This window comes from Psychrobacillus sp. NPDC096623 (assembly GCF_044762655.1).
Classification (GTDB): domain Bacteria; phylum Bacillota; class Bacilli; order Bacillales_A; family Planococcaceae; genus Psychrobacillus.
Window position 1 is genome coordinate 82,526 of the sequence record NZ_JBIWER010000004.1, and the last position, 23,286, is coordinate 105,811.

Consider the following 23,286-nt stretch of genomic DNA (forward strand, 5'->3'; position numbering starts at 1 on the left):
CGGATGCCCACAGGATGTGGGTCAGTCAGTCGTTGCGACACGATGTCGCGAACTTAGACTGACTTCCAAAACATAAGGCGCTGCCGCTTTTCTTATTAAGTTAGTAATACAAGACTTAAGGCCATTACAAGCATTCCTGCAACGACTCCGTAAATAGATGAATGGGTTTCATCATATTTTTTCGCTGCTGGTAGTAATTCATCCAATGAAATAAAGACCATTATTCCCGCTACTGCTGCAAATACTACTCCAAACACTACTCCATTTAAATACGGCATCAGTACTAAATAAGCAACGAACGCTCCAACTGGCTCAGCTAAACCAGATAAGAAGGATAATTTAAAGGCTTTCTTTCGACTTCCTGTTGCATAGTATATAGGTACTGCTACGGCAATGCCTTCTGGAATATTATGAATTGCTACTGCAATTGCAATTGCAATACCTAAGTTGGGATCTTGCAAAGCAGATGCGAAAGTTGCAATTCCCTCGGGAAAATTATGGATTCCAATTGCAAGAGCAGTGAAAACACCCATTTTCATCAATTTTGTATGCTCTGGGTTAGTTAATTTCATATCCATATCTTCTACACTTTTAACTTCATGGGGATTGCCGAGAGTAGGTATTAATCGGTCAATTAACGCAATTACAAACATCCCACCGAAAAAACCCACTATTGTCATCCAATAACCATTTGTCGCTCCAAGTTCTGCTACGAGAGAATCCTTAGCCTTCACAAATATTTCTACTAAGGATACATAAATCATGACGCCCGCCGAGAAACCTAGTGCAACTGATAAAAATTTTGTATTTGTGCGAGATGTCAATAAAGATAGCAGACTACCAATCCCAGTTGCAAGACCAGCAAATAATGTAAGTAATAAAGCAAAGGCTACATTTCCATCCATTGACCCAACTTCTTTCTGTTAATCTATTTTCATTTATTATACGCAGAAAGTTTCCTTTGCGCAACTCTTTTTGGTAAGAGAAAACATTAAAATTTTCTTTCAGCTAAGTACTTCCCTATATTCTCCCAATCCTGTTCAAGAAAATCCCTGTTAGAAGGACGGTAAAATACAGATGCAGGATGATAGGTAGGAATGAGCAAATAGCTTTCTTTGGACCATACAAACTCTTTTGAATCTAACGAATGCAAATGCCGTATAGGCTGTTCAAGTAATTGCCCATGTAGTATGGATACTTTCGCTTCCTTTCCTAAAAGTCGTTGTAGGCCTATATTTCCTAATGTAACAATAATTTGTGGAACGATATTTTTTAATTCAAAATCTAGTATAGGTGCATGGGCTATTACTTCCGATTGGGTAGGGGGACGGTTATATTTTCTCTGTGTCAGCTCCCCATTTTTTCCCCTTTTTTCTCTCCATACATACGGACGGCTCCGCACAGCACTTGTCATATATACATCATCTCGAGTCAATCCTATACTTGCCAATGACATACTTAATTCATCTCCTGCTCTACCTATAAATGGTACTCCTTTTATTGCCTCATTCTCCCCTGGTGCTTCGCCTATGAGTAGAATACTTGGTTTTTTTGGTCCTTTGCCTTTGACAAATCCTTCAACGGGATACCCCTCAATACGTTCCATTCCTAGTTTGATTAACTCTTCTGGTATTTCGAACAAGTTATTCACTCCTTTTAAAAAAACCTTTCCGTACGAGGAAAGGTTCTTACAATGTATGCTTTTTAAAGGCTCTGCTTCTATATTCATACCACAATGCGACAAGTACAAACCAAGTATACCCAATCATCCATCCTGCTAAGACATCCGACGCATAATGTCTATTCTCCGCAATTCGGGATAGTCCTACCATTAAAGTGATAAAAACAGTAGCTGTCCAAATTAATAATCGAATCAATTTATTGGATTGATGTTCTGTTAAAAAATAGGCAATAGTAAACAAATACAATATTCCCACCATCGCATGTCCGGAAGGGAAGCTAAAAGTCACTAATTGTTGTGGCACATCAGGACGTTCTCTTTCTACCCACTTTTTCAGTGATTGATTCATCACATTACCAAGCCCTACAGTAAAAACAACAAAGAGCATTCCACGATAATTGTTCGAACGAAACCACAAAAAAGCTATTAATAGGAGCGAAATAAAAATAATAAATTTAGTTTCTCCTAAGTAATGGAATAATCCTATTATTTTATTATCGCCTAATAACTGAGCCATTTGGGAATCGAACTGTATTATTTCTTCCGTTTCAAAATATAAAAAAAGTGCAGCAAATCCTAGTAACGATACCATTCCAAGTGGATAAAATAATTTTTTCACAAAATACCCCCTATCCATTAACAAAATTATAAGCTAGAAGATTAAGGATGTACAATGGATACATTTATATAGGAAAGGAATTACCCTTTCATTTTAAATTTTGTTTGTAAGCATACTCAATATGTATAAGAGTCTGTGAGTCTCATAAAGTGACAAAATTTATAATAGCCCCTAAATTTAAAAATAGAGAAAAACATAATGTTTTTCTCCATTTGCTTATTGATTTATTTACTTACTTTCACATCATAGACGCTTTGACTAACTTCGATAATATGGTCAGGCTTTGGCTTACCGATTTTTGCTTTATGACCAGCAATATGCTCAGGGCTCTTCTCCCAGTTTTTCCAATCTTCTTCAGAGTTCCACCCTGTTATGATAAGAACTTCCTCTTCACCACGGCGAACCTTTTTCACAAGTACTTCTAATTTTTCGAAGCCTAGTTGCTTCTCAATTTTGCCTTCACCTTGAAAACGTTCCACTACTGCTTGGGAAAATCCTTCTTTCACAATCATTCGCTTAATTTGATAAAACATATTATTTAAGCGCCTCTAATACAGCATCAACTTTAGCATTTTCTGATTCGAGACCACCACCTGCTAAGTACCAAACTTCAGGATCTAAGTAGATAATGTTATCATTTTGAGCAGCGTTTGTTTTATTTACGATATCATTTTCAATTGCAGCTTTTGTACCAGATTCGCCTTCAGCAGCAACTACTGCATCACGATCCACCACAAATAGAATATCGGGATTTTTCTCAAGAACATACTCGTAAGCAACACTTTGACCATGAGTAGAAACTTCTAGGTTTTCGTCCGATTGATTAAAGCCGTATACGTCATGGATTATACCGAAACGTGAACCTGCACCGTATGCACTTAACTCGCCTTGGGATGCAAGAACAATCAGAGCTTTTTCTTCCATACCATTAGTTTTTTCTTTTACTTCTGCAATTTTAGTATCCAATTCCTCTAATGCTGCTGTTACTTTTTCTTCTTCACCGAAAATTTTGCCCGCTAATTCTGTGTTCGCCTTGAACGAATTCATGTAGTCAGTAGTATCTACCCCAACATAAACTGTTTTAGCGATTTTGCTTAACTCTTCATACGCGTCAGCTTGACGACCAGAGATAAAGATAACATCTGGGTTCATAGCAGCGATTGCTTCGAAATCAGGCTCTTTTAATGCGCCAGCATTTTCGTATGCAGCTTCATCTGCATATTTCTCTAAATAACTTGGAACATTAGCTTGCGAAACCATATCTACATCTACACCTAAATAATCTAATGTATCAAGGAAACCATAGTCAAATACTACAACTGTTTCAGGTTTTTCTTCTAATGTCACTTCTGCATAACCCTCAGGCTGAGGAATTGTTAATGGGTAAACAGATGAATCTCCAGCACCACTTGTTTCTTCTGTAGCTTTTTTATCAGTAGACTCCTTTTCAGCAGCCTCATCCTCAGTTCCACATGCAGCTAAAAGTAATACTAGTAAAGCAAATATAACAGATAGTAATTTCCAGTTTTTCATTTGTCTTATTCCTCTTTTCTTATGAGTTAAAATAAACACAGATACGACAGCTATTCATTTCTTGGATAGGAATATCCATGTCATAAATTTCTTTTAATGCATCAGAGTTAATAATTTCATGTGTTGGGCCGTCTTTAATAACACGACCATCTTTTAAAGCTACGATGAAGTCTGAATAAACGGAAGCAAAGTTAATATCATGTAAAACGATTACTACTGTCTTACCAAGATCTTCAACCAATTTACGTAAGATTTTCATAATTTGAACAGAGTGCTTCATATCCAAGTTATTTAAAGGCTCATCTAGTAAAATGTATTCCGTATCCTGGGCAATAACCATGGCAATAAATGCCCGTTGGCGCTGACCACCGGAAAGTTCATCTAAATAACTGTCCTCTAGATCACCTAAATTCATATATTCAATTGCTTGGTCGACCATTTTCTCGTCTTCCGCATTTAAACGGCCCTTCGAATATGGAAACCGTCCGAATGCCACTAATTCACGAATAGTTAAACGTACATTCATATAATTCGATTGCTTTAAAATAGATATGCGTTTTGAAAAATCATTAGATTTCCATTTACGTACATCTGATTTATCTAATAGGACCTCACCTGTGTCTGCATCCAATAATCGACTGACCATAGATAATAGCGTGGATTTCCCAGCTCCATTCGGTCCAATAAACGAAGTAATTTTCCCGGACTGAATATTGACACTTACATTATCCACAACTGGCTTTTTAGCAAAATACTTAGAAACCTCTTTTACTTGGATCATGATTTAGTTCGACTCTCCTTTAATAGTAAATAGATGAAGTAAACTCCCCCGATGAAGTTTATAATGACGCTCAGTGTTGTGTCGAAGGTAAAGATACGTTCTACAATCCACTGACCTCCGATTAATGCTACTAAACTCATCAAACTTGCTCCGATTATAAGTGTAGAATGCTTGAATGTATTAAAGAACTGATACGATAAGTTGGCAACAATTAGGCCGAAAAACGTAATAGGTCCAACTAGTGCAGTAGAAGTTGCGATCAATATTGATGACAATACAAGCATTTTTTTTACGATTTTATCGTAATCCACACCAAGGTTAATAGCATTGTCTCGACCTAAAGAAAGGACATCTAATTCTCGTATGCTTCGCCAGCCATATATAACCGTTAGTGTAATAATAACTAATGCTAGCCAGACTAAATCACCGTTTACATTATTAAAGCTTGCAAATAATTTGTTTTGTAAGCTTGTAAATTCATTCGGATCTATAAGTACCTGAAGGAATGTTGTAATGCTCCCCATAAATGTCCCAAGGATTATCCCGACAAGCAGCAGGAAGTAGATTGGACGTTTTCCTGCCTTAAACAAAAATTTATATAGTAATAAAGCAAATACAATCATTCCAATAACGGAGATCGCGAAATTAAAGTTCTTGTTAATAACTAAAATGGACATGGAGCCAAAGAAGAAATAAATAACCGTTTGAATTAACATATATAGGGAATCAAGCCCCATTACACTCGGCGTTAAAATTCTATTATGGGTAATTGTTTGGAAGATTACAGTGGAATATGCTATCGCTACTCCTGTTAGAGCCATTGCCAATACTTTAATCCCACGGCGTGGTAATGCATAATCATAGCTTCCATTTAATCCTTGAAATAAATAAAGTGATATAGAAACTAAAACTAAACCTATTAATATCATCATTTTCGTACTGTTACGCATATGCTTTCCCCCTAAACAACAAGAATAGGAAGATTGCACTTCCGATTACACCAACAGTCATGCTAATCGGAATTTCATAAGGGAATATAATAACCCTACCTAAAATATCGCAGATCAATAAGAAAATAACTCCTAGTAATGCTGTATGTGGTAATGTTTTCTCTAAATGATCACCTTTAAAGATGGAGACAATATTCGGGATGATTAATCCTAAAAACGGAATCATTCCTACCGTCAAAACAACAGTCGTAGAGATTAAAGCAACTAGTACTAGACCTAGATTCAACACTTTGTTGTATGATAGACCAAGATTTTTTGCAAAATCTTCACCCATCCCTGCAACCGTAAAGCGATTCGCGAAAATATAGGCGACTATCAGTACTGGTACACTTATGTAAAGTAGTTCATATCTGCCTTTTAAAATTAAGGAGAAGTCTCCTTGTAACCAAACAGAAATGTTTTGAATAATGTCAGATTTGTAAGCGAAAAACGTTGTGATGGAGGCTAAAATATTTCCGAACATTAATCCAACAAGTGGAACAAATATTGCATCCTTAAATTTAATTCGATTCAAGATTTGCATGAAAAGCAGTGTTCCTGCTAACGCAAATATAAATGCAAAGGAAATCTTTTGGAAATATGTTGCATTTGTAAATACGAGCATCGAGATTAAAATTCCTAATCGAGTCGCATCGAGCGTGCCTGCTGTGGTTGGAGATACAAACTTATTTCTACTAAGGCTTTGCATGATAAGACCCGCAATACTCATCCCTGCTCCTGCAAGTATTATGGCAATTAGTCTGGGTACTCTACTAATAAGAAAAATTTCCGTCTCTTCTGAGTTAAAATCTAACAAATCCATTGGTGAAATGCTTGATACACCAACAAAGAGAGATAAGAGAGAAAGTGCTACTAGTGCAATTACAAGATATCTTTTTTTCATAACAATCCTCGTCATTCTTTTTGTGAAAGGGCGATATTGAAAATCATTATCAATTACTCACAAGTCCAATTATAGCACCTTGACCATTCATGTCAACGATTAAATGAAAATGATTTTCAATTGACAATACACATATATGCCATTTCAACCTATTTTAGTCCAAATCTATCTTACTACATTATAACCTTAATTCAAAAAGACTATTGCAATTGTTGCTTTTTCGCAACAATTACAATAGTCTTTTTGACACTAGCTATATATTTAAATTTCAGTAGCGCTATCAATAACCTCTTGAGGGACGATAATCTCATCTATTTCATTGAACTTAGAGAAGTCGGTACTAGCATCCATGTTCAAGTTAATTGTCTCTCCATCCATTGTCATATCCATATCAATAACCATATCCAATTTGTTTGTTTGGAACGAATCCTTATCAATATGAACTAGGTAGTTGACCGAATGAATAGTAAAGTCCATGTTTACATTTTCTCCTCCAGTAAGGCTTTGAAGCGCTTCATCTACCTGTTTTTGTACAAGACTCGTAAACTCTTCACCACTACCTTCAAGTGTTAAAATATAGTTTTCGTTGTCTTGTTCAAATTTCACTTTTTCTAAATACTCTTGTAAAGTCTGCAGTTGAGCTGTCGGATCAGTTTGGTTCGTAGCACCCATCATTTGATCTAACATCTCCTGAGGAAACTTCATCCACTGTGCAGTAGTGCCTTCATACACATACATTGCATCTTCCGTAATATAAGTCTCCATATCAGTCTCTTGAGACTCTCCACCTTCACCATCGCCCATCATAGTCGTTGTACCTTTTTGATGCATTTGCATAGGTTCTATTATAAATTCCATATCCATCACAGATTTAATATCAAATGTCATTCCTTCACTCGGAATACTCATCTTCTGTTTCATATCTATTGTACCTTTTAAGCTTTTTAGCTCCTCAGAAGCTTTTATTGACTTATCATATACTTCTTGTAAAGTGAGCTTACTCGTTTCTGATACCTCGTTTTCTTGTACCGGTGTTGCAGTTTCGTTACAAGCAGCCAAACCTAACGATAAGGTTACTACCGATAATAGTGCTGTCCATTTTTTCATAAAAATAACCATCCCTTCTCAGTAAGATACTTACTTTACGGGATGGCTATTTAAAAAGTTTCATTCTTATGGATTACTTAACGCCACGCATATATTTTTGGATCAATGGAGTCATAAAATACAGTAATAAACCAATTACTAAAGCTATTGCTCCGATAACACCGAAGTAAATAATTTCGTTTTCCGGAGTATAAAATTTAACTACTTGAGCATTGATAGCTTGCGCAGATGCGTTTGTCATGAACCATAAACTCATCGTTTGTGCTGCAAATGCTCCTGGTGCAAGCTTTGTAGTAGCAGATAATCCAACAGGAGATAATAATAGTTCCCCTAATACTACAAGGAAAAAGCTCAGTACAAGCCAAAACGGACTAACTAGAGAGTCTGTTCCATTGAAGTAAGCTGGAATTATCATTACGATAAAGGACATCCCTGCAAACAGCAAACCAAGCGAGAATTTTTTTGGTGTAGATGGTTGTCTATCACCAAGCTTCAACCACATCCAAGCAAACACCGGTGCGAGTGCAATGATAAATAAAGGATTTAACGATTGGAACCAGGCAGGTGAAATCTCAAACGATCCAATCATTAAATCTACTCGTTCATCCGCATATTGAGCTAAAATGTTCGACCCTTGCTCTTGAATTGCCCAGAACATCATAGCTGCAACAAATAATGGAATGTATGCTAGTAAGCGAGACTTCTCATCTTCAGTTGTCTTACTACTTCTATACATAACGATAAAGTACAAGGTAGGAATTACGATACCTAGAATGGAAACGGTCATGATGAATCCATCAATTGTCAAAATCCCTTGCTGTATTAAAATATATCCAACAATTAGAATAAGAACTATCGCAAATCCAATTCTCGTCAATACCTTTTTACGTTCTTCTTTAGACATCGGGTTTGGCACATATGTACCGGCTAATCCTAAGTATTTCTTTTTCGTAACTAAAAATACGATTAATCCTAATGCCATACCGACTGCAGCAAGTCCGAACCCTAAATGGAAGTTATATTCTAAACCAATTGTTCCAACGATGAAAGGTGCGATAAACGCTCCCATATTGATCCCCATATAAAAAACACTAAATCCTGAATCACGGCGAGTATCCTCTTTAGAATACAAATCACCGACAATACTTGATATGTTTGGTTTCAATAAGCCTGTCCCTATGATGATAAAGGCCATCGACACGAACAAAGTAGTCAATCCTCCAGGGAATGCTAAGACGATATGACCAAACATAATGAGGACACCACCGTAGAATACGGTTTTCGTCGTACCAAATAGACGGTCAGCTATCCAACCTCCAATAATCCCTGACATGTAAACTAGGGAACCATACACTGCCATAATTGAGTTAGCAGTAGAACGCTCTAATCCTAGTCCTCCCTGCGTCACTTCATAATACATATAATAGATTAGAATTGCGCGCATTCCGTAGTAAGAAAAACGCTCCCAAAACTCCGTGAAAAACAATGATAGTAATCCTTTCGGGTGACCAAAAAATCCCTTTTGGGGGACGGATTTTACTACTTCCTCTCTTGTTACCATCTTTTTACCTCTTTTCTAATTTAAAAGCTATAGGTACCGAAATGCTTTAAAATACTTTTAGAAGCTGAAAATTTTCCTAAAGCCCTTGCACTTATAAGACACATATTATAAGCTTCCCATTTTCTATTGTCAAAAAACCTATTCTTCTTCAATAAGGAAGATTAGTACTCGAAAAACCTTTATATAAACCAATTTTCAATATATCCTCGCATTATAATTACCGAAAATTGGAATTATAACTTATCTTAACTTAATATATTTATTTCGACTTTTGAAATTGTTCGTTATAATAGTCGATATGATAGAAGAAAGGAGTGATTTAATTGCTCAAGAAGTTTTTTTCATACTACAAGCCACATAAACGGCTTTTCATCATTGACTTTAGCAGTGCTGTTTTTGTAGCAATTTTAGAGCTTGCGTTCCCAGTGGCTGTTCAGTGGTTTATCGATGATTTGTTACCTACTGGTGATTGGAGCATGATTACCCGTGTCAGCATTCTATTATTAGCGGTCTACATACTCAGTACTTTTTTACAGTATGTTGTAAGTTATTTCGGACATAAACTTGGCATTAATATTGAAACCGATATGCGACAGCAATTATTCACTCACGTTCAACGCCAATCATTCCGGTTTTTTGATAATACAAAGACTGGTCATATTATGAGTCGAATAACTAATGACTTATTTGATATTGGTGAACTAGCACACCATGGTCCCGAGGATTTATTCATTGCCATAATGACCGTAATCGGTGCATTTACGATAATGTACAATATCAATCCAGAGCTTGCCGTTATCGCTATTGTCATGGTGCCGTTTTTATCTGTTGTCGCTACATACGGTAACATTATGATGAATAAGGCTTGGAAGAATATGTACGGTAAAATTGCCGATGTCAATGCACGAGTGGAAGATAGTGTTTCTGGTGTTCGCGTTGTTCAATCTTTTACCAATGAAAGCTTTGAAATAGCTCGTTTTAAAGAGGACAATGGACAATTCCGTTTAGCAAAGTTGGTTGCATATAAAGTGATGGCTGGTACACATTCCAGTATATATATGTTAACTCGCCTTGTGACATTGGTTGTACTAGTTGTCGGAGCTTGGTTTACCATTAAAGGAGCACTTTCTTACGGAGAGTTTGTTAGTTTTGTTCTGTATGTCAATGTGCTGATCAAACCTGTCGATAAAATTACCGCGTTACTGGAGCTGTATCCAAAAGGGATGGCTGGCTTCAAACGTTTCTTAGACTTAGTGGAACAGGAGCCTGAAATTCTGGACAAGTCTAATGCACTCACAGTTGAGCGTTTAAAAGGAGACATAACGTTTGAACAGGTTGGTTTTCGATACGATGATCAAAAGCCAGTGCTGGATAATATTGATTTGTCTATTAAAGCAGGTGAAACCATCGCTTTTGTTGGACCATCTGGCGCAGGAAAAACTACTATTTGTTCCCTTATCCCAAGGTTTTACGATGTCCAAGAAGGTGCCATCACTGTAGACGGCTTGAATATCCAAGATATTACGATGAAATCTTTGCGATCCCAAATCGGAATTGTGCAGCAGGACGTTTTCTTATTTACTGGATCTATTCGTGAAAACATCGCATACGGTAAAAAAGATGCGAGTGAAGAAGAGATCCGAGACGCTGCCAAAAAAGCACATTTAGAGGACATGATCGCCTCTCTTCCAGAAGGCTATGATACACAAATCGGTGAACGAGGTCTTAAGTTATCAGGTGGACAGAAGCAGCGTCTAGCGATTGCTCGTATGTTCCTGAAAAACCCACCCATTTTAATTTTGGATGAGGCTACATCGGCACTTGATACAGAAACTGAACGGTTCATTCAGAAGTCGCTAATGGAGCTTGCAGAAAATAGAACTACACTTATCATTGCTCATAGACTTGCTACTATTCGTGATGCAGATCGTGTGCTTGTTGTAACGGAAGACGGCATTGCAGAGGATGGTTCCTACAGTGAGTTAGTAGCACAGGATGGGATATTTGCGCGACTGCACAATATACAGTTTCAAGAGGTTTAAAACGAAGTACAAAAGCGCAAGCGCCTATTAGAGGAATACAGTCTAAGGAGGCGACCTCGTGTCGCAACAACTGCATGACCCACATCCAGTGGTCCTCCGAAAACGCAGGAAGAATTGCTATAAAGGCGCTTTTTGCCTCTAGCCGCAAGTCTGAAGCGACTCAGGCGGGCTAGGCGCTGGAGTCTGAACGGAGAATCCTTATAGCAAATTATCCATATGCCGAAGTTTTTATTATTTCCTAAAGCATGAAAAAGTTGTCTCGTTGTAGGAAACTACTGGCGAGACAACTTTTTTATCTTATGGTTTTGCGGTATTCGGGTGATTCTTTGTTACATTGCGGTGATTCTCTGCGATATTCGGGTGATTCCCTGTTACATTTGGATGATTCTCTCCAACATTCAGGTGATTCATCCTTTTCAAGGTTTTATTGAACAAATAGGAATTCTTGAAAGCGATCATGATCGGATTTCTTCAATTCTACCTGGACAACTGTCCCTTCTTCTTCATAAGAAGTTGAGGAAACAGACGCATTCTCATTGAGGTAAGATACAATATCTCCACGGTCAAATGGAATCAGAAGTGAACAGCGAACATAGTTAGAGAAAATATGTTTTTTAATAATGTCTAATAATTCATCCAGCCCTGCTCCCTCTTTCGCAGAAATCCAAATATTATCTCCAGCCACATATGGGTATTTCATATCGGCTAAATCTGATTTGTTATATACAAAAACTGTTGGTACATCCTCTACACCTACAGCTTGTAGTGTTTCGTTCGTAACATCCATCATAAATCGGTGCTCATCATTCGAGACGTCGACAACATGTAAAAGCAAGTCCGCGTCACGAGCTTCCTCCAGCGTAGATCGGAAAGCTTTTACTAAGTGATGAGGAAGCTTACTTACGAACCCAACCGTATCCGTCAATAAAAACTCCTTTTGGTCGGGAAGTTTAATCTGTCTAACCGAAGTTTCTAAAGTAGCGAAAAGCATGTCCTTTTCAAATACCTGCTTCGAATCCATTTGACCAACCTTTTGAAGCATTTGGTTCATAATCGTCGACTTCCCAGCATTCGTATAGCCAACCAAGGATACTACTGGTATAGCGTTTTTCTTACGCTGCTTTCGCTGTGTTTCTCTTTGATCTTTGGCATGATCGAGATCTCTTTTAAGCTTTGCGATTTGGTCCTCGATTTTACGTCTATCCAGCTCTAGCTTTGTCTCACCAGCACCACGGTTTTTGAATCCACCCCCTGTTCCACCGCCTTGTCGACCAAGAGATGCTCGAAGTCCTACCAGACGAGGAAGCATGTATTGAAGCTGCGCCAAATCTACTTGCATACGGGCCTCATTCGATTTTGCACGACGAGCGAAGATATCTAGGATCAGCATCGTCCGGTCAATAACCTTACATTCTAGATCACGTTCTAGATTTCTTATTTGGGAAGGAGATAGCTCATCGTTGAAAATGACTAGATTAGCCCCGGTCTCGTCATAGAGGTTTTTAATCTCCTCTACCTTCCCCGTACCAACATAATGAGATGTAGTCACTCTTTCAAGGTTTTGCGTTACTTCACCTACTACTTCTACATCTAAAGCCTCTGCTAAATTGTGAAGTTCTTCTAATTCATACTCAAAATGCTCGTCCTTTTGCAGTTTAACTGCAACGAGTATGGCCTTTTCTATTAATTCATCCATATAATTTCTCCTTTATATAAAGCGATAGGTAGCTTGCTCGTATATGATTTCTTCCTGTTTCTTAGCTCCAGCTATTTCGATGCTAGCCAGTCGTTCTTTAGTATTGTTGCTTTGTTTAAATAGTAAGCGCGTATTTTCCAGCAATAAAGTATGCTCATCGTGTTCAATCAATTTAAAATAATTTTTCCACTTATCCATCACTTCCCGTGGATTTCGAACATGAAACTCACAGACAGTGATCGATAATTCTAAGTTACTTTTTACTATTGTTCCATCCTCTTCTAGCAAGCGATACTTTTCCTCATCGCTTTCCTCCCATTCAATAAAAAATGGAGAAGGTAATGCTTCACTGATTTCTTCTGTAACAAATAGCATTTTCCACTTACGTACTAATCCACTTGTCGTCTTCCTTTCAGCATGTAAAACTCCGGATGTTTTTATACCCTGCTTCTCTAGCTGACTATTAAGTCCATCAATCTCTGTCGTGCGAATACAAATAGTATTGAACCCTGCTCCACTCGTATCCAAATCATGGAGTATAAGGTCTATCAATGGATGATTAGCATTTTTAGCGACTTCTTCATGTTCTACTGCAAGCCATTCAACATAGCTTGTTCTCGTATAAAGAAGTGCATTATAGGTTCCCCACTTTGTATGCTGACCACCCACCACTGCATGTATTCCTTTTCCCGTCCAATCCTTAGCTACTTCTTGCGGCTTTTTCGTAACGCTATGTACTATATGATCCAAATACATTGCAGCCCCTCCTACTTCTCTTTTCATTAGTATACCAATAAGTGTAAAGGGCATCGATTGAAAAACCGATGCCCTCCCGTTTTACTTAGATATTAGCTTAACAACATGTGTCTTTACGACAATATCATAAAGTGATTTTTTCTTTTTAGAAAATATAGAGGTTAAAATATATGCAAACATAAGCGCATAAATAATACCTCCAATGACATAGTAAATAAACGGTACTTTTGCTTCTCCAAGAAAAATGAGGTGATAAACAATAATGCGAAAGCTCCCAAGGTAGAAATTTCAATGTGGTTCGACAAATTGAGTGTAGTATCGGAAGATTTTCATCCTTAACATTGACCACCTTAATACCCATCATTCTCTTTCCAAATGATTGGCCAACTATCACTGAGTCACTAATAATAAAATAGAGTGAAACTGGCAAAGTCACCATTAGAAATCCTGTGAGCTGTGCTACTACAAGTGATTCACTAAAAAAACTCTGTACAGAAGGGAATAAAAATACATTAATAATAACGAGAACAACCAAGTAGGCAAATATCAATACATAATCCAGCATAAACGCTTTGAATCGCATAAGAAAAGTTGCATTCACTTAGTTTAGTCCCCCTATATTTAAATGAAATTTGTCGATTTCCCAGGAAATAATTCGAATTACGCCTCGATTTTCTCCTTAGACATTTCACGAAGAAGAAACTTTTGGATTTTCCCAGAAGCTGTCATTGGATATGCCTCTATAAATTCAATATACTTTGGTATTTTATGAAATGAAATTTTCCCTTTACAGTATTCCTTCAATTCATCTGAAGTTAAATGCTGTCCACTTTTTAGGATAATCCATGCCATAAGCTCTTCTCCGTATTTTGGGTCTGGTACTCCAACTACCTGTACGTCTTGTACCATCGGATGCTGATACAAAAATTCCTCCACTTCTTTTGGGTAGATGTTTTCTCCGCCACGAATGACCATATCTTTAATACGACCAGTAATATCGATATAACCTTCCTCATCCATTACTGCGATATCACCTGTATGAAGCCAACCTTTACTGTCGATTGCTGACATAGTTGCTTGTTCGTTTTTATAATAGCCTTTCATCACTAAATAACCTCTCGTACAAAGTTCTCCTGGAACTCCTGTTGGTGTATCTTCTCCAGTGATCGGGTCGATAATCTTCACCTCTACTCCTGGGTGTGCCTGACCAACGGAGGACACTCTCTTTTCAATCGGATCATCCGTCTTCGTTTGGGTAATGACTGGAGATGCTTCCGTTTGTCCATAAGCAATTGTAATTTCAGTTGCGCCCATATCATTCATCACTTTTTTCATCACTTCTATTGGACAAATGGATCCAGCCATAATACCGGTTCGCAGCGATGACAATTCAAATTGGCTAAAGTCTGGATGGTTCAATTCGGCGATAAACATTGTTGGTACCCCATGCAATGCTGTACATTTTTCGTCCTGAACCATTTGAAGTACCTTTCCTGGATCGAACTGTTCAATAATGACCATTGTAGTCCCATGTGTTACGGATGCAATTGTGCCCATTACACACCCGAAGCAGTGGAAAAACGGTACTGGAATACAAAGACGGTCTTTTTCTGTCAAATATATATAATCACCTACGAGCTGTCCGTTATTTACTACGTTTTTATGAGAGAGCATCACACCTTTAGGAAAGCCAGTTGTCCCTGAAGTATATTGAATATTTATAACATCATCATTGTGAAGAGAATTTAGAGAGTTCTCCAGTTCTTCGTCCGTAACCGCTTGGGCATATGCTAACAGCTCCGACCATCTATACATCCCTTTATGCTCATTCTCACCCATTACAATGACACGTTTAAAATGTGGAAACTTTTCGGAATGAATATTGCCTTTTTCTGACCGAGTGATTTCTGGGCAAATAGATCGCACTATATCTAAATAGGAAGTTCCTTTATAAGATTCACATAATATGAGAGTTGTAGCATCGGATTGCTGCAATAAATATTCTAGTTCTTTCTCTTGATAATTCGTGTTTACCGTAACTAGAACTGCACCCATTTTCCCTGTCGCAAACTGGCTAAGTAGCCACTCCCTTTTATTATCCGACCAAATGGCCACATGCTCCCCTTTTTGGATACCCATACCGATAAAAGCTTTCGCTAGTTCATCTGTTTCTTCATCAAATTCCTTATAGGTTTTTCGAATACCATGCTCTGGATACACATACGCTTCAGTGTCTGGAAATATTCTTGCTGCTTCTTTCACAATTTCCCCAACTGTTTTTTCATTTAACAAATCAATCACCCCTTTGATTGTTTATATGCATTCTATTTTATCATAAAATTCAGATGAAATAGACATTTCCTATACCAATTGACAGTTTGTTGAAACATGGTAAAATCCTAATTACTTTCGTGATTGAAAGCGTTGAATTGCGAAAGCGTTAAAACTAGTTTAGGAGGATATCTTATGTTTCGAATTTCATCTACAATTACGCCTCCTTTTCGAGAGGCATTATTTCTTATCTTAGTAATCATTACTTTAATGGCAGTTTGCATTATACATTTAGAAGCTGTTCCACATATGCCTATTCTATTTTCTATTTTACTTTTAATCCTGTATGGGTTCATAAAAAAAGTACCATTCAATTTATTGGAGGAAGGTCTTATAGAGGGAGCTAAAACCGGGCTCGGAGCAGTTTTTATCTTTTTCTTTATAGGAATTTTAATAAGCAGCTGGATGATCGGTGGAACAATACCAACCCTTATTTATATGGGTTTTCAATTCATATCACCACATTTTTTCTTTGCCATTGTCTTTTTAATTACTTGTATCATTGGTTTAGCCATCGGAAGCTCCTTAACAACTGTCGCAACTGTCGGTGTTGCCTTTGTCGGGATCGCAAGCGCAATGGATATTTCACTTGCTATAACAGCGGGGGCTGTTGTCTCGGGTGCGTTTTTCGGTGATAAGATGTCACCATTATCTGATACAACGAATTTAGCATCGGCCATTGTTCGCGTGGATCTATTTGAGCATATCCGTAATATGGGATGGACGACCATTCCAGCTTTTGTTATCGCAGTTGTGGGTTATGCATTACTTTCTCCTAGCAAGGAAATACAGCAGCTGGAACAAATAAATGTACTTAAAGATGGTCTACTACAAACCGGTATGATTCATTGGTATTCTTTACTTCCTTTAGTTTTGCTTATCGTTCTTTCAGCCAAAAAAGTACCAGCAATGTTAGCCCTTGCTCTAACCTCTGCCAGTGCTATAGCTGTCGCTTACTTTCATCAGTTTTTCCCGGCAAGTGAGGTATTACAAATTTTGTTTAGTGGTTACACATCTGAAACTGGGATAGAGGCAATCGATTCCCTACTCTCTAGAGGTGGAATGACTAGTATGATGTTCACTATCTCATTGGTTTTACTTGCTCTGAGCATGGGTGGGCTATTGTTTACTTTAGGCATTGTCCAAAGTTTGCTACAGAAAGTGGAGAGTTTACTGACAAGTGTTGGGAAGGTCATTTCAGCTGCAGCTTTTACGGCAATCGGAGTGAATGTGCTTATCGGAGAACAATATTTATCGATTTTATTGACAGGTGAAACTTTTCAAGCTCATTTCCAAAAAGTCGGATTGGCCAATAAAAACCTAGCTCGTGTGATGGAGGATGCAGGTACTGTAATAAATCCACTGGTTCCTTGGAGTGTATGTGGAATATTCATCACAGATGTACTATCCATCTCAACAATCGACTACCTGCCATTCGCGTTTTTCTGTTTACTGTGTCCAGTGCTCACAATTTTCTTCGGGATGACTGGCAAAACACTTACTTATAATAAATGATGTTGATGTGATACACTATTTCCAAGTATATTACGAAAAAGTAGGCGATTTTATGGAATTTCAGGAAATGAAGGATTACTTGCTTGAGCAAATATTAACAAAGCAATTAGTCACTGCAACTATTAGTCAACCACGTGCAAAGTCCAATGAAGTGAAACGTGTAAAATTAAAACCAATTGAAATTAAGAATACGTATCATATCCAACTAGAGTACCAATATGAACGAATATTGAAGCACGAAAATATTGCACTAGATACATTTACAGAAACATTAGATGAACTCTTAGAACAGTTTCGACAGCTTCATATAGATTTCAAAGCGGAAAAAGTACAGGCCCAGCTTTCAAAGAAAAACAAAGTTATGTGGAAATCAAAGAAAGTTGCGACTACTAAAACAGTAGACCTCTCCCATAATCGAAAAAAGAATTATTTGTTGGATGAAAATACACCCTATCCTTTTCTCATCCGATTAGGCGTGCAGACAGCTGATGGAAAAGTTAAAAAGCAAAAGTATGACAAGTTTAAACAAATCAATCGCTTCATCGAATTTATAGATGATACACTTACCTACTTACCAAAGGATAAAACCGTTAGAATTCTCGACTTTGGCTCAGGTAAATCTTATTTGACATTCGCTTTGTATCACTACTTGAAAATCGAAAAAGGGCTTGATATTCGGGTCACTGGACTTGATTTGAAAAAGGAAGTCATTGAGGAATGCGCACAAATTGCAGATGATTTAGGATATGAGAAGTTAGAATTTCTAGTAGGAGATATTAATGACTACAATGACGAAACGGCTGTTGATATGGTAGTCACGCTTCATGCATGTGATGTTGCAACAGATATGGCACTTGCACGAGCGGTTAAATGGGATGCGAGCGTAATATTAAGCGTACCTTGCTGCCAGCACGAATTAAATACTCAGCTAGATGCACCTGGCCTCGATATTATGCTAAAACACGGGCTAATAAAGGAACGTTTTGCTGCCTTAGCAACGGATTCTATTCGAGCAGAAATCTTGAACATGGTCGGTTACGAGGCTCAACTAGTCGAGTTTATCGACATGGAAAATACACCGAAAAACATATTGATACGTGCCTATAAGACGGGTAAAAAACCTACCAAGGAACAAATGGCAGGATATGAACAATTTAAACAGATGCTAAACGCTAATCCATTTTTGGAGAATGAATTGAAGGAATATCTGAATTGATATCGATTGAAATACTACGCCAGCGGAGGATCTTATGATGAAAGAACCAACAATTAAAAAAGTTGCTTATGGTATAGCAATGGCCATCGCAATTATTATTGTGCATTTTATCGATGCTCGCGTTTATGCAATGCCTCCTATTTTTGCTTTGTTTTTGGCGATTTTTATCACCTATCTTGGTATTGTATTTATAAATAAATCTGGAAGATTAGATCAAGCCATTTCTAGGACGAAATATAATTTAATAAATGCAGTCGTTGTGCTTGTACTATTTGTCGCATATTTTGCGATTTCTGGATAAAGAAGAGTGAGCGTGAAATGTCTTAGGACACTACCCGCTCACTCTTTCTATTATAATTCCTGACGCAATGCTTGAATGACATCAATTTTTGTTGCTTTGCGAGCTGGTCTCCAGCCAGAAATCATCGCGACTCCAATACTAATAGTTGAAGCTAAAACCACTAGCTGCCAAGGAATCAATGAAAATGTAATGGATAACTCTTGAAGTCCCTCCTCCCCTAATGCAGACCCAACAACCATTGGCAATATCCAGTTAGCAAGGTAGCTTACTGCGTATGAAATAATTACCGCTAGGACAGTACCGATGATTCCAATCCATGCGCTTTCCATTAAAAACAATCGTTGAATTAGCTTAGGACTAGCCCCAATTGCTTTCATCACGCCAATTTCACGGGTTCGCTCCGTTACAGCCATTGTCATCGTATTGAAAATACCAATAGATGATATAAGAACTGCAATAGTACCAACGAATATTAATCCTATTTTAAAGGCCATAAAGAACACATCAATTTGCTCTAATTGCTCAGATACAGAATAGACATTATAACCCATATCCTTTAAATCTTTTGTCACTGATTTTACATGCTCTAAACTAGATGTATAGATTTTAGTGGTTGTATAAGTGAAGTTTTCAGGAATTTGTTCTGCATTTGCTTCATAAGCTCCTTTTAGTTTAGTTAGCCATAATTTATCCATTAAAATACTTTGATCTATAATCCAGTCTCTTGCTGGATTATCCACTACTCCTACTACCGTAAATTTCCATTGTTCTGAGAATGCATCTTCCGAATCATATGGCTGTAATGATAAGGTAACTGTTTTACCTATAATCGACTTTTCATACCCCTTTGGTAAATCTGCCTCTTCTTCTACTACTTTTGCACGTTCTGCATCTGTCCATAAATTCTGTGCAAAATGATATCCTACTACAATTTCCGATTCATTTTGCGGTAATCTTCCTTCTGATAATTTAAGATTTGATTGTTCTTCCTCTTTCATATCAGTTAATAGCAGGTTTCCTTGTATCGAACGATCCTCTAAGTGGAAGCTTGTCATAACATCCATGCTTGTTCTTTGTACGATTGCTCCAACATATGGAACAGATTTGATTTCTTCCAGATTCAATTCTTCATTTTCATTTGGGTAAACTTCTACTTCCGTGATGGCTTGATCTTGTAGGATTTCCTTGCGCATCGTATCTTGGATACCAAAACCAATGGAAGCTAGTACTATTAAAAACGCACAGCCCATCGTTGCCGCAAGTATTGTCATAAAAACACGTAATTTATTTTTCTTAATATGTTGTCGGACAAAGTCGACCTGATCTTTGAATAACATTATAGAACATCCCCCTTCACTAATTCCCCATCTCGCATTTTAAATGTTCTATGCGCGATACTTGCCACTTCCTCATCGTGCGTGATCATCACAAATGTAACGCCAAGTGTTTGATTTAAATTTTGTATGAGCAATAAAATATCCTGTTCTGTTTCAGAATCTAAACTCCCCGTTGGCTCATCTGCAAATAGTATAGGTGGTTTTGTTATTAAGGCACGTGCAATACTTACACGTTGCTGCTGTCCACCTGATAATTCATTTGGATAATGGTCTCCAACTTCCGTTAGCCCTACCTTGTCCATCATTTGCCCCACACTTACTTTCCTTTGTTTCGAGGGTATACCCTTTAGTTTTAGTGGGAGCTCTACATTTTCAAAAGCAGTCAATCCAGGCATCAGTTGAAAGTTTTGAAAGATGAAACCAAAATTATTCAAGCGGAATTCGGCTCTTTCCGACTCATTTAAATTCGCTGTTTCTTGTCCATTTACTGTTATGGAGCCTTGTTCAGGACTCATAAATCCTGCAATCGTATGTAGCAAAGTGGACTTACCCGAACCACTTTTTCCTACAATCGCCACAATCTCTCCCTGTTTTACTTCGAACGATAAACCTTTTAAAACCGGTACTTTCTTCTCTTTTCCTTTTTTGCCTATCAGAAATGTATGATTCACTTGCTGAACTTGTATCATTTACTTTCCCTCCCGTTTCTCTACTCCCCTCATTGTACCTACCATTTCTTAACATTTTAGAAGGATAAAAATGAAGAAATTCTTAAGATAGGCTCGAATGGGGTGATTCTGTGGGGATTCAACCGGTTATCCTTGTTATTCGACCGATTAATAAAAATCCACAAAAAAAAGCCCCTTTTCACAAATGTGAAAAGGAGCAGTTTTTATGTTATGAAGGCATTGGTGTTTTAGTTGGTGCTGCATAGCCCTCTTTATATGTTTCATCAATTGTATTGCGAATTTCTACGAGTGACTTTCCTTCTTGGATCATTTGGATGGAAGCAATAGCAGTTTCTAGACAAGCTGCACAACGAGTTCCATGATCATCCCAAACGACTTCACCATTCTCTTTTATCTCATGGACGAAGCAGTTGAAATTACTTTTGTGACCTGCACTATCTCCGCACCCACAATAACAAGGCATCCATTTTAATACATCATTCGCCTTTGCAGCAGCTTGATATACAAGCTTCATGTCATCGGACTGTGCATCTAAGAAATCAGGCAATACGTCTGTTGATGCCGTTGTTTCTTGTATATCTCCATTTTCTAGATGGCCGACATGATCCTCGTGCTCTTCATGATTTACTTGTTTTTTTTCCTGTCCACAAGCGGATAGCAATAATATACAACTGAATAAAATAAATAATACTTTCTTCATATTAGAAAACAATCCTTTTTTCTTATTATCTGTCTAGCCCCTCGAGTTGCTTCAACTTATGGGACCCCACGATGCGGGTCAGTCAGTTGCGACACGTTGTCGGGGCTGACATAGGCGCTTCCGCTTTTCTAATAACCTCTTAAATCATTTTTTCAGGTCTAACGATTTCATCGAATTTATCCGCAGTCAGTAAGTCTAATGCAATAGCTGCCTCTTTTAATGTTGTTCCGTTTTTATGGGCATGTTTTGCAATTTTCGCTGCATTTTCATAACCAATATATGGGTTCAATGCAGTTACAAGCATTAGCGAGTTGTTTACATGATGCTGAATTGTATCTAGATTTGGTTCAATTCCAACTGCGCAGTTATTATTGAAGCTCAAAATTGCATCACTTAATAATCCAACTGATTGTAGGAAATTGTAAATAATAACTGGTTTATAGACGTTTAATTGATAATTCCCTTGGCTTGCTGCAAAGCTAATTGTTGTGTCATTTCCCATTACTTGTGCAACAACCATTGTCATCGCTTCACTTTGGGTTGGATTTACTTTCCCAGGCATGATCGAGCTTCCCGGTTCATTTTCGGGTATAGAGATTTCACCAATTCCAGAGCGTGGTCCACTTGCCAATAAGCGTACATCATTCGCAATTTTCATCAAGTCTGCAGCCAGTGCCTTCACTGCACCATGTACATATACAACATCATCATAGCTGGTTAACGAATGGAATTTGTTTTTAGCTGATGTGAAATTAATTCCTAAAGCTTTAGAAATTTCAGCTGCCACTTGGTCACCAAATCCTTTTGGTGCATTTAAACCTGTACCAACTGCTGTTCCACCGATGGCAAGCTCTTTCATATCTTCAACACTCTGTGAAATCATTTTCGCTGATTTTTCCAGCATTCTATGCCATCCGCTAAACTCTTGTCCAAGTGACAATGGTGTAGCATCCTGTAAATGTGTACGACCAATTTTAATAATATCCATAAATTGCTCGGATTTTTTTCCTAATGTTTCCTTCAATACGTCAATTGCCGGTAATAGTTGGTTCTCTACTGCAAGCACTCCAGCAATGTGAAGAGCTGTCGGGAATGTATCATTGGAGCTCTGTGATTTGTTCACATCGTCGTTAGGATGAAGACGTTCTTCGCTTCCTTTTTCCTCTAACAACTGATTCCCACGACGAGCAATTACCTCGTTAACATTCATATTAGATTGAGTTCCGCTACCTGTTTGCCAAACAACTAGTGGAAAATGCGCATCTAGTTTTCCAGCTAATATTTCATCTGCTGCTTCTGCTATTGCATTTTTTTTGTCTTCTGAAAGGTTTCCTAGCGAATGACTAACGATTGCTGCAGATTTCTTTAAAAGTGCCAATCCGTGCACTACACCAATTGGCATCTTCTCCGTACCAATTTTAAAGTTTTGCTTAGATCGTTGCGTTTGTGCACCCCAAAGGCTATCTTCTGGAACTTTAATTTCTCCCATAGAGTCATGCTCAATACGATAAGACATTAACCTCGCTCC

22 protein-coding genes are annotated in these 23,286 nt (G+C 37.8%); 4 read left to right on the forward strand and 18 right to left on the reverse strand.

Annotated elements, in window-relative coordinates:
• Nucleotides 1-95: 95 nt before the first annotated feature.
• From zupT to ACIQX2_RS12565, 10 genes are all read right to left on the reverse strand, one after another.
• A complete protein-coding gene (gene zupT / locus ACIQX2_RS12520) occupies nt 96-905 on the reverse strand; it encodes a zinc transporter ZupT (RefSeq protein ID WP_402850755.1) in 810 nt (269 codons plus the stop codon).
• Nucleotides 906-991: 86 nt separating this feature from the next.
• Nucleotides 992-1,606, reverse strand: a complete 615-nt coding sequence (locus ACIQX2_RS12525) for a uracil-DNA glycosylase (protein WP_402851327.1) — start codon at nt 1,604-1,606, stop codon at nt 992-994.
• Between the two features lie 82 nt (nt 1,607-1,688).
• Nucleotides 1,689-2,300, reverse strand: a complete 612-nt coding sequence (locus tag ACIQX2_RS12530) for a phosphatase PAP2 family protein (RefSeq protein ID WP_402850758.1) — start codon at nt 2,298-2,300, stop codon at nt 1,689-1,691.
• Between the two features lie 224 nt (nt 2,301-2,524).
• Nucleotides 2,525-2,833: an antibiotic biosynthesis monooxygenase gene (locus ACIQX2_RS12535; RefSeq protein ID WP_402850761.1), complete on the reverse strand. Its 309-nt coding sequence runs from the start codon at nt 2,831-2,833 to the stop codon at nt 2,525-2,527.
• Between the two features lies 1 nt (nt 2,834).
• On the reverse strand, nt 2,835-3,833 hold the full coding sequence (locus tag ACIQX2_RS12540; RefSeq protein ID WP_402850763.1) for a siderophore ABC transporter substrate-binding protein: 999 nt from the start codon (nt 3,831-3,833) through the stop codon (nt 2,835-2,837).
• A 19-nt stretch (nt 3,834-3,852) separates the two neighbouring features.
• Nucleotides 3,853-4,614 (reverse strand): iron ABC transporter ATP-binding protein, encoded by a 762-nt coding sequence (locus ACIQX2_RS12545; protein ID WP_093061620.1) that lies wholly within the window; start codon nt 4,612-4,614, stop codon nt 3,853-3,855.
• Nucleotides 4,611-5,564 carry an iron chelate uptake ABC transporter family permease subunit gene (locus ACIQX2_RS12550; protein ID WP_402850768.1) on the reverse strand — a complete coding sequence of 318 codons (954 nt, stop codon included), beginning with the start codon at nt 5,562-5,564 and terminating at the stop codon, nt 4,611-4,613. The genes ACIQX2_RS12545 and ACIQX2_RS12550 overlap by 4 nt, the downstream gene beginning before the upstream one ends.
• On the reverse strand, nt 5,557-6,507 hold the full coding sequence (locus ACIQX2_RS12555) for an ABC transporter permease (RefSeq protein WP_402850771.1): 951 nt from the start codon (nt 6,505-6,507) through the stop codon (nt 5,557-5,559). The genes ACIQX2_RS12550 and ACIQX2_RS12555 overlap by 8 nt, the downstream gene beginning before the upstream one ends.
• A 261-nt stretch (nt 6,508-6,768) precedes the next feature.
• On the reverse strand, nt 6,769-7,614 hold the full coding sequence (locus ACIQX2_RS12560; protein WP_402850774.1) for a DUF6612 family protein: 846 nt from the start codon (nt 7,612-7,614) through the stop codon (nt 6,769-6,771).
• A gap of 73 nt (nt 7,615-7,687) precedes the next feature.
• Nucleotides 7,688-9,175 carry a peptide MFS transporter gene (locus ACIQX2_RS12565; RefSeq protein WP_402850777.1) on the reverse strand — a complete coding sequence of 496 codons (1,488 nt, stop codon included), beginning with the start codon at nt 9,173-9,175 and terminating at the stop codon, nt 7,688-7,690.
• A 323-nt stretch (nt 9,176-9,498) separates the two neighbouring features.
• On the opposite strand from ACIQX2_RS12565, the gene ACIQX2_RS12570 reads away from it, so the two are divergent.
• Nucleotides 9,499-11,217, forward strand: coding sequence for an ABC transporter ATP-binding protein (locus tag ACIQX2_RS12570; RefSeq protein ID WP_402850780.1), 1,719 nt, complete (start codon nt 9,499-9,501; stop codon nt 11,215-11,217).
• A 424-nt stretch (nt 11,218-11,641) separates the two neighbouring features.
• Here the strand turns inward: ACIQX2_RS12570 and hflX are convergent, their stop codons facing one another.
• The 4 genes from hflX to ACIQX2_RS12590 all read right to left on the reverse strand — a co-directional run bounded on the left by hflX (nt 11,642) and on the right by ACIQX2_RS12590 (nt 15,961).
• Nucleotides 11,642-12,913 carry a GTPase HflX gene (gene hflX / locus ACIQX2_RS12575; protein ID WP_402850783.1) on the reverse strand — a complete coding sequence of 424 codons (1,272 nt, stop codon included), beginning with the start codon at nt 12,911-12,913 and terminating at the stop codon, nt 11,642-11,644.
• Between the two features lie 12 nt (nt 12,914-12,925).
• Nucleotides 12,926-13,669, reverse strand: a complete 744-nt coding sequence (locus ACIQX2_RS12580) for a VOC family protein (RefSeq protein ID WP_402850786.1) — start codon at nt 13,667-13,669, stop codon at nt 12,926-12,928.
• A 145-nt stretch (nt 13,670-13,814) separates the two neighbouring features.
• Complete coding sequence (locus ACIQX2_RS12585; RefSeq protein WP_402851330.1) at nt 13,815-14,252, reverse strand: RDD family protein; 438 nt, start codon at nt 14,250-14,252, stop codon at nt 13,815-13,817.
• Between the two features lie 77 nt (nt 14,253-14,329).
• Nucleotides 14,330-15,961 carry an AMP-binding protein gene (locus ACIQX2_RS12590; RefSeq protein WP_402850789.1) on the reverse strand — a complete coding sequence of 544 codons (1,632 nt, stop codon included), beginning with the start codon at nt 15,959-15,961 and terminating at the stop codon, nt 14,330-14,332.
• Between the two features lie 174 nt (nt 15,962-16,135).
• Here ACIQX2_RS12590 and nhaC point away from each other — a divergent pair, with 174 nt between their 5' ends.
• Genes nhaC through ACIQX2_RS12605 form a run of 3 tightly spaced genes read left to right on the forward strand, consistent with a single transcriptional unit; the run spans nt 16,136 to nt 19,032 of the window.
• The gene (gene nhaC, locus ACIQX2_RS12595) at nt 16,136-17,515 is read left to right on the forward strand and encodes a Na+/H+ antiporter NhaC (RefSeq protein WP_402850792.1); all 1,380 of its coding nucleotides are present in this window, start codon (nt 16,136-16,138) and stop codon (nt 17,513-17,515) included.
• A gap of 52 nt (nt 17,516-17,567) precedes the next feature.
• Nucleotides 17,568-18,731: a class I SAM-dependent methyltransferase gene (locus ACIQX2_RS12600; protein ID WP_402850795.1), complete on the forward strand. Its 1,164-nt coding sequence runs from the start codon at nt 17,568-17,570 to the stop codon at nt 18,729-18,731.
• A gap of 37 nt (nt 18,732-18,768) precedes the next feature.
• A complete protein-coding gene (locus ACIQX2_RS12605; RefSeq protein ID WP_402850798.1) occupies nt 18,769-19,032 on the forward strand; it encodes a hypothetical protein in 264 nt (87 codons plus the stop codon).
• 50 nt (nt 19,033-19,082) lie between these two features.
• On the opposite strand, the gene ACIQX2_RS12610 is transcribed toward ACIQX2_RS12605, so the two are convergent.
• The 4 genes from ACIQX2_RS12610 to fumC all read right to left on the reverse strand — a co-directional run bounded on the left by ACIQX2_RS12610 (nt 19,083) and on the right by fumC (nt 23,274).
• Complete coding sequence (locus ACIQX2_RS12610; RefSeq protein ID WP_402850801.1) at nt 19,083-20,369, reverse strand: ABC transporter permease; 1,287 nt, start codon at nt 20,367-20,369, stop codon at nt 19,083-19,085.
• Nucleotides 20,369-21,058, reverse strand: coding sequence for an ABC transporter ATP-binding protein (locus ACIQX2_RS12615; RefSeq protein ID WP_402850804.1), 690 nt, complete (start codon nt 21,056-21,058; stop codon nt 20,369-20,371). Before ACIQX2_RS12615 ends, ACIQX2_RS12610 begins: the two co-directional genes overlap by 1 nt.
• Before the next feature lie 208 nt (nt 21,059-21,266).
• Nucleotides 21,267-21,758 carry a PCYCGC motif-containing (lipo)protein gene (locus ACIQX2_RS12620; RefSeq protein ID WP_402850807.1) on the reverse strand — a complete coding sequence of 164 codons (492 nt, stop codon included), beginning with the start codon at nt 21,756-21,758 and terminating at the stop codon, nt 21,267-21,269.
• A gap of 139 nt (nt 21,759-21,897) precedes the next feature.
• On the reverse strand, nt 21,898-23,274 hold the full coding sequence (gene fumC / locus ACIQX2_RS12625; RefSeq protein WP_402850810.1) for a class II fumarate hydratase: 1,377 nt from the start codon (nt 23,272-23,274) through the stop codon (nt 21,898-21,900).
• Nucleotides 23,275-23,286 lie beyond the last annotated feature (12 nt).

Coding starts and splice junctions, on each gene's coding strand:
- ACIQX2_RS12550 (WP_402850768.1), bottom strand. CDS start 5,564: ATGCGTAACAGTACGAAAATGATGATATTAATAGGTTTAGTTTTAGTT.
- ACIQX2_RS12535 (WP_402850761.1), bottom strand. CDS start 2,833: ATGTTTTATCAAATTAAGCGAATGATTGTGAAAGAAGGATTTTCCCAA.
- zupT (WP_402850755.1), bottom strand. CDS start 905: ATGGATGGAAATGTAGCCTTTGCTTTATTACTTACATTATTTGCTGGT.
- ACIQX2_RS12610 (WP_402850801.1), bottom strand. CDS start 20,369: ATGTTATTCAAAGATCAGGTCGACTTTGTCCGACAACATATTAAGAAA.
- fumC (WP_402850810.1), bottom strand. CDS start 23,274: ATGTCTTATCGTATTGAGCATGACTCTATGGGAGAAATTAAAGTTCCA.
- ACIQX2_RS12615 (WP_402850804.1), bottom strand. CDS start 21,058: ATGATACAAGTTCAGCAAGTGAATCATACATTTCTGATAGGCAAAAAA.
- ACIQX2_RS12545 (WP_093061620.1), bottom strand. CDS start 4,614: ATGATCCAAGTAAAAGAGGTTTCTAAGTATTTTGCTAAAAAGCCAGTT.
- ACIQX2_RS12605 (WP_402850798.1), top strand. CDS start 18,769: ATGAAAGAACCAACAATTAAAAAAGTTGCTTATGGTATAGCAATGGCC.
- ACIQX2_RS12555 (WP_402850771.1), bottom strand. CDS start 6,507: ATGAAAAAAAGATATCTTGTAATTGCACTAGTAGCACTTTCTCTCTTA.
- ACIQX2_RS12620 (WP_402850807.1), bottom strand. CDS start 21,758: ATGAAGAAAGTATTATTTATTTTATTCAGTTGTATATTATTGCTATCC.
- ACIQX2_RS12525 (WP_402851327.1), bottom strand. CDS start 1,606: ATGGAACGTATTGAGGGGTATCCCGTTGAAGGATTTGTCAAAGGCAAA.
- ACIQX2_RS12540 (WP_402850763.1), bottom strand. CDS start 3,833: ATGAAAAACTGGAAATTACTATCTGTTATATTTGCTTTACTAGTATTA.
- ACIQX2_RS12585 (WP_402851330.1), bottom strand. CDS start 14,252: ATGCGATTCAAAGCGTTTATGCTGGATTATGTATTGATATTTGCCTAC.
- ACIQX2_RS12580 (WP_402850786.1), bottom strand. CDS start 13,669: ATGTATTTGGATCATATAGTACATAGCGTTACGAAAAAGCCGCAAGAA.
- ACIQX2_RS12565 (WP_402850777.1), bottom strand. CDS start 9,175: ATGGTAACAAGAGAGGAAGTAGTAAAATCCGTCCCCCAAAAGGGATTT.
- hflX (WP_402850783.1), bottom strand. CDS start 12,913: ATGGATGAATTAATAGAAAAGGCCATACTCGTTGCAGTTAAACTGCAA.
- ACIQX2_RS12600 (WP_402850795.1), top strand. CDS start 17,568: ATGGAATTTCAGGAAATGAAGGATTACTTGCTTGAGCAAATATTAACA.
- ACIQX2_RS12560 (WP_402850774.1), bottom strand. CDS start 7,614: ATGAAAAAATGGACAGCACTATTATCGGTAGTAACCTTATCGTTAGGT.
- nhaC (WP_402850792.1), top strand. CDS start 16,136: ATGTTTCGAATTTCATCTACAATTACGCCTCCTTTTCGAGAGGCATTA.